Genomic DNA, 11,133 nt, shown 5'->3' with positions numbered 1-11,133 from the left:
CATGTCCTTTGATTGTTCTGAGAACAGGGGAATTATGAGTGATTAATGAATCAAATTGTTCATGTGTTAATTGTAGCGAGTCACATAAAGCATTAAGCTTTATTGTTGGGTTTAATTCGTCGACAGATTCTATATCGTTGGTTGCAATTAAGTGTTTAATTATATCTTGAATTCTTCCAGTGCCATACATTTTCTAAATGTTCCAAAGTGACCTGGAATTTACAATATCACAAAAAACAACATGTTACAGTGTATGGGGAATATTGTTTATAAATGATATCAATCAGGTTTGCATCTGAATTTTAAAAATCGGCTGAATGTGGTTTGTCTGTTTACAGGGATTAGGTTGACATGAGGATGTGCTAATAAACAGATCTGTCCGATGATAAAATTAGGAGCTTCCCAAGCTGAGAATGTGGGTTCGATTCCCATCACCCGCTCCACCTTTAAATTATTATTCCTGCCTGTTCATTATTCCCGAACATGCTCATGCTGTTATGCCGGCCCGGAGCAAGCGCGACGTAACCGATCCAGCCGGATTTCGCTCTGGCGGCTGATCTCGAGTAACTGGCGCAGAAGGGCCTGTGCCTGTCCGGTGGTCTCTTGCGACTCCGGGGGGATTTCACATACCGAATCAATCTCCTGGGTTTTGACAGCCTCCCGGATCTCCCCGACATACTGGCGAATTTTCCAGGCCAGGCTGCCGGTTTCGCGCGTCACCGTAACAATATTCTCCGACCGCTCACTCTCATCGCTACCGGCGGCCTCGATCGCCGCATTGAGGGCAATTCTATCGGTCTGCGAGGCCAGTTCCTCGAGAATCGCCAGCATGCTGTGCAACGAGAGATCCACTTCCTCGCCGAGAGCCTCACCTATGCCCGTCTTGCTATCGAGACAGCGTTCCAGTGATTCCAGCATCGCCTGCTGCAATTCCAGGTCCTGTTGAATATCGACCACGGTTTCGGTCAGCAACCGGACCTGTCGTTCCGGTAGTAAAAAAATGTTATCTGAACGGGTTTGCCCGGCCAGATGGCCGTAAAGGAGATTGCGCAGTGCCGCGCGAAACTGGCGGACCGCAGTGTGAGACAGCGTGCTCGCTGGCATAACCGATGCGCAGCGTTGCTCCCTGAGACAAGCAGTGGCCCATGTCAGGATCTCCCGATACTGGCGGTTCCGGTACCAGAACCAGACAATCCCAACGGCCAGAAACAGAAACAGTAGCGTCTCGAACCAGGGCAGAACATTGCTCCGTCTTGCAAGCACGGCAAGCAGGACCACCCCCAGCACCAGGAAAGCACCTGGCCAGAACCGTTTCAATCTCGCCATCCGCAGGCTGTGCATCGTCCGTCTGCCTGAACCAAGACATTGGCTCGTCAAAAGACCTGCTGCAATCATAGACAATTTCCGCTGATTTCCAATAGGTAAAATTACCTATAATACAACGTAGTTCACAAGGTTATTCATTCGGAATCTCAAGTCCGATAGCCCGGACAGGGGCCTGTTCACCCGCCAGACGCTGGCCCCGGCGCCGCGCCTGGCGTACGAGAGCCTGCCACCCCTCGCTTTTTCCATTTCAGACCCTGCACCGGGTCCAGGCATGGCACACGCCATGCAACAAACCGGCGTACAGGCGACTATCACAAAAAGTTTTTTCCCCTACCGAAGCCAATGCGACACTGATACTTTATAGGGCCGAACCCCGGCCCCGACAGGAATGCCATGAGAGCCTTTTTCAAAATCGTACTGATTATCCTGCTGGCGATCGTCCTTTTAGTGCTGGCAAGCATCGCGGTGGTCACCCTGGTAATCGACCCGAATGATTACAAGGATCAGATCAGCGAAACCGTCGAGGCCCGGACCGGCCGCCAACTGAGTATTCCCGGTGAGATTAACTGGAGCTTCTTCCCCTGGCTGGGCGTGGAGCTCGGTGAAGTCCGCCTGGGTAATGCGCCGGGCTTTGAACCGGAAACCTTTGCGGCGGTACAGCAGGTCGAAGTGCAGGTCCGACTCTGGCCATTGCTGTTCGCCGAGCTGGAAGTCGGCCAGATCATCCTGGACGGGCTGGATGTGACGTTGCAGCTCAATGCCGCCGGTGTCAGCAACTGGGATGATTTGCTGCAACCGGCCACCGTGCAGGCTCAACCGGCGCCTGAGCAAAAACAGGAACCGGGCCAGGCCTCAGGCCCGTCACCGCTGGCCGCGCTGGCAGTGGCCGGGCTGGAAATCCGGCAGGCGCGCATCGTCTGGGACGATCGCCGCAGCGGGCAGTATTTTGTCGCGGACCCGCTCAATCTGAGTCTCGGTCGTGTGGCCCTGGCCACGCCCATCCCCCTGCAGGCGAACTTCCGGGTGCAAAGTCGCACGCCGCAAATGGATGGACGGGGCAAACTGTCACTGCAGTTCACTGCCCACCTGGAACGACAGCAACTGCTACTCGAAGACCTGCAATTTCATACCGATCTGAACAGCCCGTTACTGCCCGGCGGCCAGCTTGAGGCACGCCTGGTCGGCCCGCGAGTTGACCTGGACCTGGCCCGGCAAACCGCCACGGCCGAAGCGCTGTCATTGCGAACCTCCGATCTGCGCCTGCAAGCGGATATCGAGGCCAATCAGATATTCCAGGCGCCGCGCTACCAGGCCAGCGTGGCACTCGCCCCGTTCTCGCCCCAAAGACTGTTACAACAATGGCAGATCGATCTGCCGCCGATGGCCGACGACGAAGCCCTGCGCACGGCGCAACTGAACGCCCGGATCAGCGGTGACAGCCAGCAGGCCTCGTTCTCCGAACTGTTTGTTCAGTTTGACGAGAGTGAACTGAGCGGGGAACTGGCTGTCAGCAACTTCACCCGGCCCGCGATCACCTACGCCCTGCAGCTCGATCAAATCGATGTGGATCGTTATCTGCCTCCCGCGACCGATCCCGACACCCCGGCCACCCAGACGCAGGAAACTGCCGCCAGCCAGGATAAACCGGTACCCGCAACCCCGGCCGGCGCCGCGGCCGCGACAACGACGCTGATTCCGGCCGAAACACTTCGTCCGCTGGATATCGACGGCACACTGCGCATCGATCGGCTCAAGGCGATGAATCTGCACTCGCGCGAGATTCGCATTACTACCCGGGCCCGGGACGGACGGCTACGGCTGCATCCGCTGGGTGCGCAACTCTACGAGGGCAACTACAGCGGGGATATCCGCCTGGATGTGACCGGCGATACGCCGAAGCTGAATCTGGATGAAAAGCTCTCGGGCGTTCAGATCGGGCCCTTGCTCCAGGATCTGTGGGGCGATGACAAACTGCGTGGGCGTACTGACCTGTCACTGGCCTTGAGTGCCACGGGGAATGACCCGCAGGCCATTCGCCAAACCCTCAGTGGTAACAGCCGGTTTGCCGTGCACGAGGCCGAGGTTCGGGACATCGACATGGCGCAACTGCAAAACGTCGTCAACGAGATCGATAATGATCTCAAGGCCATCATCAACGCCGATAATCTGCTGGCAGCCAAAACCCGCCTGGACCAGGTTCAACAGAAATTCGACAACATCAAAAACCCGCAAGCAGACAACGCCAGTTATTTCTCCGAGATTACCGGCACCGTGAACATTAAAAACGGACTGGCACGTAATGATGATCTGCAGGCCCGCCTGCCGTTTGGTCGAATTCGCGGCGCAGGGACTTTCGATCTGGTACAGCTTTACAGCGACTATACGGCCTTTATCAAACTGACCTCCAAGGGTGAAGTCGAGCAGGGCAAAACCTACGCACAGATGGATCGCACGCCGTTCAAGATTCACTTCAAGGGGCCCATCGACAGCCTGACGCCGCAGCCGGACTTCAGCGATTACCTGCGTAGCGAAGGTCAAAAAGCACTCGATGATATCGAAGATAAGGCCAAAGCTGAGCTGAAAAAGAAAGCGGACGAGAAAGTCGAGGAAGAAAAGGACCAGCTGAAACAGAAGCTGGAGGAGAAAGCCGGCGACATGCTCAAGAATCTGTTCAAGTAGACCGGTGGCCCGACGACTCGCCTCCCTGCTGTTGTTATCGCTGTGCACTCCGTTATCCGCCGGGGAAGTGCTGCACTCGCAGGTACGGCGAGAGGGCAATCATTTTCTCATTCATCTGCAAATGCGTATCGACGCCCCGCACGAACGGGTTTACCGACATCTGTCCGATTACGCCCGGCTCGATCAACTGAGTAACGTGATCGTCCGCAGCCGGGTCCTCGAGAAGGGCGACAACCAGCAACGCATCGAAGTTATCAGCGAAGGCTGTGTGCTGATGTTCTGTCGGCGGGTTACCCAGGTTCAGATCGCGACCACGCCGGGACAGGGCTATATCCGCCTGATCGACGATCCGCAGCAAAGCGATTTTCAATCGGGGCGCACCCTGTGGCATATTGCCCCGGCCGACGACGGCACCCATGTGACCCTCAGCGCCGATTTGCAGCCACGCTTCTGGATCCCGCCGGTGATCGGCACCGCGATCTTCAAACACAGATTGCTCAACGAAAGCACCACCTTGATCAACAACCTGGAGCAACAGGCCCGGCATGCACCCTGATCCTGACAGCAGCCCCTTCAGCGATCGACTACTCGGCTGGTTCGAACGCTGCGGTCGTCACGATCTGCCCTGGCAAGCGCAGCGCTCCCCCTACCGGGTCTGGGTGTCGGAGATCATGCTGCAACAGACCCAGGTGGCGACGGTGATTCCCTATTTTGAACGCTTCGTGGCCCGTTTCCCCGATATCCGTTCGCTGGCCGACGCCAAACCGGACGAGGTGCTGCACCTGTGGACCGGGCTGGGGTATTACGCCCGGGCGCGCAATCTGCACAGGGCCGCGCAGCAGATCCGTGATCAGCACGACAGCCGGTTCCCGGACGATTTCGATCAGGTGCTGGCCCTGCCAGGCATCGGGCGTTCCACCGCCGGAGCGATTCTGGCCCAGGCACACGAGCAACGCTTCGCGATTCTCGACGGCAACGTCAAACGGGTGCTGGCCCGCTATCACGCCGTCGAAGGCTGGCCGGGGGAAAAATCGGTGGAGAACCGCCTGTGGGAACTGGCCGAGAGCTATACCCCAGGCCACCGGATTCGCGACTACACCCAGGCAATCATGGATCTGGGAGCCACGCTCTGCCGTCGTCGCCAGCCTGACTGCCCGGCCTGCCCGCTGTCCGACGGTTGCCAGGCCCGCCGCCACGGCGACCCCCACGATTATCCCGGGCGCAAGCCGCGCAAGGCCCTGCCGGTGCGCCAGACCACCATGCTGATCCTGCAAAACAGCGCGGGCGAGGTCTTGCTGGAACAGCGTCCACCAGCGGGCATCTGGGGCGGACTGTGGAGCTTTCCCGAGTGCCCGGTGCAAATCCCCGCGCGACAATGGTGTACCGAGCAGCTGGGCCTGGAGACCTCGGAACTGGCCCCGCAACCGCCGCTGCGCCACAGCTTCAGCCATTACCATCTGGATATCCAGCCGCTGCGCGGACGCATTACAGCGCAGAATCCGCAAATTATGGAACCGAGTAAAAGAGTCTGGTATAACACACGCCGGCCTGATCAACGGGGCCTGCCCGCACCGGTCAAGGCCCTGCTGCAGGAACTGGCCGCCACATCCGATTAAATACCCGAGCGAAGGAGATTTTCATGGCCCGTATGGTGCATTGCGCGAAACTCAATAAAGAAGCCGAAGGGCTGGACATGCCCCCCTACCCGGGCGAACTGGGCAAACGGATCTACGAGAACGTCTCCAGGGAAGCCTGGCAGAAGTGGCTCCAGCAGCAGACCATGCTGATCAACGAATACCGCCTCAGCCCCATGAACCCCGAGCACCGCAAAATGCTCGAGGACCAGATGGAGAAATTCTTCTTCGGCGAAGGGGCCGACACCCCCGAAGGCTACGTGCCGCCCTCCGCCTGATTCGACTTGACGCCGGGGTCGCTTTTCACGTTAAATACGCGGCTCTTGCCCATAAGGGTCAAGGGACGAGTAACGAGTGACGAGGAACAGCCTTTCGTCACCCGACAGGCAGAAAACAGCGGCACGATCCGGTTTTACTCGCCCCTCGTCCCTCGTAACTCGTCACTGATATTGGCCGGGTAGCTCAGTCGGTAGAGCAGGGGATTGAAAATCCCCGTGTCGGCAGTTCGATTCTGTCCCCGGCCACCATCTTTCCAGTAACTAGGCGCTAGTGACTAGAAAAAGACCACCACACTCGTCGCTGCAACGCAAAAAGCCTGTATCAAGGTTAGTTCTCACCGCAAAGTAGCTAGACTCTGGCTGCTAGAATCTGGAAACCATCTGAAGTAACCCATGGGGCTTTGGCGATTAAAGTCTATGACCATCGATGACCCCAAGCTCAGTCAGTATCTCGATCACCTCTGTAATCAGGGCTGTACGGCAGTACGGGAGGCCATTGAACAGATGGAAGCCGGAGACATGGTCCCCGAACTGGCCAGCCTGAAGCCATTGGAACAGCAACGTTTGTTACAGGAACTCAAGGCGATCATGGCGGTGTACGATGCCCGGGATTTTCACTGAAGGTATTCGGCCCAGTTGATCGATTGATCGCCGAACACCAGAAAGTGGGGGTTCAGCAGCTCTTCCTTGGTGTTGTAGCGTAGTGGCTGCATCCGGGTATCGGTCATGCAGCCGCCGGCTTCCTCCACAATGCATTGCGCTGCCGCGGTATCCCACTCGGAAGTCGGCCCCAGGCGAGCGTAAAGATCGGCCGTCCCCTCGGCTACCAGGCAGGATTTGAGCGCGCTGCCCATACTGATAATTTCGTAATTATCGAGCTGGGCGATGAAATCCTTGAACTCGGGAGTCTGGTGCGAACGACTGCCGGCGATGATCATCTTGTCGGGGCAATGTTCCCGCACCCGGATCTGTTCCGGTTCATCCAGGCCGCTACGCTTGTAGGCACCCAGGCCGTGAGCCGCATAATAAAGACTGCCGATCACCGGCGCGTATACCACGCCGAGGATCGGCTCGTGGTCGTCAATCAGCGCAATATTCACGGTGAACTCGCCATTGCGCTTGATAAACTCACGGGTCCCGTCCAGCGGATCCACCAGCCAGTAAGTCGGCCATCTGGCCCGTTCGGCAAAGCTCTTCGGCTTTGACTCCTCGGAGAGAATCGGCAACTCCGGTGTCAACGCCCTCAGGCCGGCTTCAACCGCCTCATGGGCCGCCATATCCGCTTCGGTCAGGGGCGTGCTGTCCTCCTTTTCCTCAACCGAAAAACCCTGTTCATAGATCACCATAATTCGCCGTCCGGCTTCATAGGCGATTCTTTTCACCGGATTGATAAGGGTTTTCAGTTGCTGGTGACTCATGGGTACACACTACACCTGGCTGGCCGAATGCTGGCGCGTATTGTGCCAGCATTCCCCGGGCAACTCCATGTATCAGCGTCGTTCCTGACAGCCCTATCGGCAAGGGGCTCGCGCATCCGGTTCAGATTACGGGGCGACGCATCAGCCGGATTCAGTTAACCACCGCAAGCCGGAACATTAACTCGGTATTCAGACGCCCCTCAAACCAGGCATTGAAACTGATTCCCTCGCTACGCTGATCGACATCAAAGCCGGTTTGCTGTTGCGGTGACACGGAAACCAGTCGCAAACCCGTCCCGCTATAGTCGATGTCCATGCTCACCCGCATCGGATAATAGCCGTCCAGAAACTTGCGCATGAACGGACCGTTATGCATGGTAAAACGCCCGTTCTCGCGGTTTTCCAGCGCTTGTGTCCAGCCCGAAACACACAGCCTGGCGCCGGCACGCACATCCCGCAACTGAACACTGTTATCCTCTACCCAGCTTTCACTGATATTGTCGGCCCGGGTAATAGCCAGATCGCGGATGCGTCCTTTTTTGAACAGGATCTGAACCCGACTGAACTCGTCCATATTAGCATGGCACTGCTGTAACCAGACCCACCCGGTGGACAGACTCAATGCACTGATTACCAGTTTATTATGGTGATGATGCACCGGCTTGTCCGGCGGTTGCTGAAGAAAAACCAGATTACCTTCATTGACATTTTCCGTCGAACCGGCCGGCGGATGGGGATCATCGCTCTCGAACCAGCGTTCCAGCTCTTCCTGCGAGAGTTGCTGTCCCATGGCCGGACTGCCGCCAGTCAGGAGCAGCAGGCCAGCCAGTAAAATTTTGCCGTAGAAATTCACAACCGCCTCCAACACTGTGCCTAACGCGATAAGCCTAGATCAAAATCCCCCAATCGGGTACGTTTACGGGGTATCATTTCACCCCCACAGCCCGCTGAAAACCGCTTTTGCGGGAAGGGTTAATCACAAACCGGACCTGGCTTACCCTGGTTGACACCGATGCTTGACTGGAATTCCATCGATACCGTGCTGCTGGACATGGACGGCACCCTGCTGGACCTCAATTTCGATACTTTTTTCTGGACCGAGCATGTGCCGCGTCGCTACGCCGAAAAACATGCCATGGAAATCGAGACTGCCAAGCAGGCGTTATACCCGGTGTTTCGCCGCATCGAGGGAACGCTGAACTGGTACTGTGTGGATTACTGGAGCGAGAGGCTGCAGATGGATATTGCCGCGCTCAAAACGGAGATCGATCACCTGATCGCCATTCACCCCTACGTCACCGACTTTCTCGATCAATTGCGCGAACATGGTAAAACCAGTGTGCTGGTGACCAACGCCCACCCCAAGAGCCTGCAGCTCAAGTTCGAACGCACCGCCCTGCACAATCATATCGAGCATGTGGTCTGCTCGCACGAGTTCGGCACCCCCAAGGAGGAACAGGATTTCTGGCACCGCCTGCACGACAGATTGCCTTACCACAATGCCCGCACCCTGCTGATCGATGACAGCCTGCCGGTGCTGCGCTCGGCACGTAAATACGGCATCGGTCATCTGCTGGCGGTCAAACACCCGGACAGCCAGCTACCGCCCAAGGATGTCGAGGAATTCGAGGCCGTGCGCTGTTTCAGCGAGATACTGCCAAAAAAAGGTTACTAGGTCCTAGGTCCAAGATCCCAGGTCTTAGGTCCTAGTACCTGTCAGTTGGGTTGCCGGCCCGGCACTCAGCACTCAGCACTATGTTTTAAACCGCTTATCCCAGTTCTTGAAGCGTTTGCGGCAGTAGTTATCCAGCTCGGTATAAGTCTGGAAATAAAATTCAAACCCTTCTTCGGCCGGCGCATCGAACTCACAGTAATCGTTACTGTAATCACGGCAGACCTGCGGGCGGGTCTCATAGATGCCGCAGTTACCCTCTTTTTGCAGGTAGTTGCAGCGGGTCATCACCACCAGGAACCAGCCATCCTCGTCCTTGTAAGCCTGGATATTTGCATGAGCCAGTTGCCAGAGCAGATGATCAAAATCATCAATGGATCGTGGTGCATCGATCTGCTGGGTGATGTAATTACAACACTTGGTACCCGGACAGAAGCTGCATTTGTTCTCGGGGGTGAGTTCAAAGGGAATTGATTGCTTGACGGACATCCTGAATTACCATTAATTTTGTATTGAAACTACCATAAAAAGCCGGTCATACTGGCACGGATGGTCCAGGATAGGCTTTCAGGGAATGACATATGCTAGAGAAACGACTCGGCCATTTTACCACTTATCTGAAAACCACGCGCATGTGGTCCAATCCGGACTTCAGTCAGGCTGTCGCCCGGCTGATTATCTGGATGTTCGCCTTTGGGCATATCGGGGCCGGCATTCACACCAGTTACTATCCGGATAACTATTCCCAGTATTATCTGTTTGCAGCAATTTTCCTGATTTACACCCTGATCGTGCTTGCCAGTGTCTTTATCTATCCAGATTCGCGACTGCGCCCCTACATTACCATTCCGCTGGATATCGTTGCTATCAGTACAGCCATGATCGTAACCGATGCCGGTCCCTTCAGTCCCTATTTTCTGTTCTATCCCTGGATTTATATCGGTTACGGAGTCCGTTACGGTCGCGGAGAACTGTTTTCAGCGACCGCGGCCAGTGTGATCGCTTTTCTGATAATTCTGGTCTATAGCGGCACCTGGTATTCCCATTATATCGATGCAGTCGCTTATGTTGTCTTTCTCATGGCTTTACCATTTTATCTCAATGTCATGATTAGTCGAATCAAAACCGCACGCATGGAAGCCGACAAAGCCAATCGCGCCAAAAGTGAATTTCTTGCAACCATAAGTCATGAAATCCGTACACCAATGAGCGGCATAATCGGGATGACCGAACTACTCGATAAAACGAATTTGGATGATAAACAACGTAAGTATGTCACCAACTTGAAAGAAGCCTCGACCACATTGCACTCGATAATCAATGATGTACTGGACCTGTCCAAGATTGAGGCCGGAAAATACGATTTTCAGCAGACTCGTTTTGAACTGGAGACGATGTGCCAGGGAGTGACGAATATTTTTTCTTCTTCCGCGGCAGAAAAAGGCATCATTATCGAATGTCATGTAGAAAAGACGCTGCCCCGGTATTTCATCGGTGATCCGAATCGTCTGCGTCAGATTCTTTTGAACCTGATCAGCAACGCAATAAAATATACCGACGAAGGCAGTGTCCATGTGCTTGTTACCCGACGCCAGCGCCAGGAAGCAGTCTATCTGCTCCATTTTGAGGTCAGGGACACCGGAATCGGTATTGAGGAATCAAAACTGGTCCATATTTTCGATCCTTTTTATCAATGCCATAATGAACACCCCGCACAAAAATCCGGCACAGGACTGGGAACCACTATTTCCTATAACCTGGTTCTCGCCATGGGAGGCAGAATGGGTGTTACAAGCCACCCCGGAGAAGGAACCTGTTTCTGGTTTGGCCTGCCGCTCGCGGCCGCGAGCGATCAGAAGAAAGATTCTGAGAACGAGCCTGTTACCCGACCTGCCAATATGGAGAAAACCAATCTGCATGTTTTATTGGCGGAGGACAGCGAAATCAATGCCAAAGTCATAACCACGTTCCTGCGCATGGACGGACATCAGGTTACACATGTTACAGACGGTAATCAGGCATTACACACACTTCTTCAAAAACGATTTGATCTCGTCTTGATGGACATGCGAATGCCAGGGCTTAGCGGTATCGAAGTCACTTATGCCTGGCGCAAACAGGAACCG

Annotated in this window: 11 protein-coding genes and 1 tRNA gene; 8 read left to right on the top strand and 4 right to left on the bottom strand. The window is 55.4% G+C overall.

Annotation, left to right across the window (positions count from 1 at the left end):
- Window positions 1–495: 495 nt before the first annotated feature.
- Window positions 496–1,317: a hypothetical protein gene (locus R6U90_RS07495; protein ID WP_410352049.1), complete on the bottom strand. Its 822-nt coding sequence runs from the start codon at window positions 1,315–1,317 to the stop codon at window positions 496–498.
- Between the two features lie 402 nt (window positions 1,318–1,719).
- Between R6U90_RS07495 and R6U90_RS07490 the strand changes: the two genes are divergently transcribed.
- The 6 genes from R6U90_RS07490 to R6U90_RS07465 all read left to right on the top strand — a co-directional run bounded on the left by R6U90_RS07490 (window position 1,720) and on the right by R6U90_RS07465 (window position 6,538).
- Window positions 1,720–4,005 carry an AsmA family protein gene (locus tag R6U90_RS07490; protein ID WP_410352048.1) on the top strand — a complete coding sequence of 762 codons (2,286 nt, stop codon included), beginning with the start codon at window positions 1,720–1,722 and terminating at the stop codon, window positions 4,003–4,005.
- Window positions 4,006–4,009: 4 nt separating this feature from the next.
- Complete coding sequence (locus R6U90_RS07485) at window positions 4,010–4,561, top strand: SRPBCC family protein (protein WP_410352047.1); 552 nt, start codon at window positions 4,010–4,012, stop codon at window positions 4,559–4,561.
- Entirely contained in the window at window positions 4,551–5,621 is a 1,071-nt protein-coding gene (gene mutY / locus R6U90_RS07480) for an A/G-specific adenine glycosylase (RefSeq protein WP_410352046.1), read from the top strand. The genes R6U90_RS07485 and mutY overlap by 11 nt, the downstream gene beginning before the upstream one ends.
- Window positions 5,622–5,644: 23 nt before the next feature.
- Complete coding sequence (locus R6U90_RS07475) at window positions 5,645–5,917, top strand: oxidative damage protection protein (RefSeq protein ID WP_410352045.1); 273 nt, start codon at window positions 5,645–5,647, stop codon at window positions 5,915–5,917.
- A gap of 173 nt (window positions 5,918–6,090) precedes the next feature.
- A tRNA-Phe gene (locus R6U90_RS07470) sits at window positions 6,091–6,166 on the top strand.
- A 168-nt stretch (window positions 6,167–6,334) separates the two neighbouring features.
- Window positions 6,335–6,538 carry a hypothetical protein gene (locus R6U90_RS07465; protein WP_410352044.1) on the top strand — a complete coding sequence of 68 codons (204 nt, stop codon included), beginning with the start codon at window positions 6,335–6,337 and terminating at the stop codon, window positions 6,536–6,538.
- On the opposite strand, the gene cysQ is transcribed toward R6U90_RS07465, so the two are convergent.
- Both cysQ and R6U90_RS07455 read right to left on the bottom strand, forming a co-directional pair.
- Window positions 6,532–7,335: a 3'(2'),5'-bisphosphate nucleotidase CysQ gene (cysQ, locus tag R6U90_RS07460; RefSeq protein ID WP_410352043.1), complete on the bottom strand. Its 804-nt coding sequence runs from the start codon at window positions 7,333–7,335 to the stop codon at window positions 6,532–6,534. The two genes, R6U90_RS07465 and cysQ, sit on opposite strands and share 7 nt — an antisense overlap.
- A 151-nt stretch (window positions 7,336–7,486) precedes the next feature.
- A complete protein-coding gene (locus tag R6U90_RS07455) occupies window positions 7,487–8,188 on the bottom strand; it encodes a hypothetical protein (RefSeq protein WP_410352042.1) in 702 nt (233 codons plus the stop codon).
- 159 nt (window positions 8,189–8,347) lie between these two features.
- Here R6U90_RS07455 and yrfG point away from each other — a divergent pair, with 159 nt between their 5' ends.
- Window positions 8,348–9,010: a GMP/IMP nucleotidase gene (gene yrfG / locus R6U90_RS07450; protein WP_410352041.1), complete on the top strand. Its 663-nt coding sequence runs from the start codon at window positions 8,348–8,350 to the stop codon at window positions 9,008–9,010.
- A gap of 78 nt (window positions 9,011–9,088) precedes the next feature.
- Here yrfG and R6U90_RS07445 read toward each other — a convergent pair whose 3' ends face one another.
- On the bottom strand, window positions 9,089–9,496 hold the full coding sequence (locus R6U90_RS07445) for a YkgJ family cysteine cluster protein (RefSeq protein ID WP_410352040.1): 408 nt from the start codon (window positions 9,494–9,496) through the stop codon (window positions 9,089–9,091).
- 92 nt (window positions 9,497–9,588) lie between these two features.
- Here R6U90_RS07445 and R6U90_RS07440 point away from each other — a divergent pair.
- On the top strand, window positions 9,589–11,133 hold a 1,545-nt coding region (locus tag R6U90_RS07440), incomplete at its 3' end, for an ATP-binding protein (RefSeq protein ID WP_410352039.1).

Source organism: Thiohalophilus sp. (genome assembly GCF_046483665.1).
Classification (GTDB): domain Bacteria; phylum Pseudomonadota; class Gammaproteobacteria; order UBA6429; family Thiohalophilaceae; genus Thiohalophilus.
Note: the sequence above shows the minus strand (reverse complement) of the source record. Positions and strands in the feature narration are given on the sequence as shown.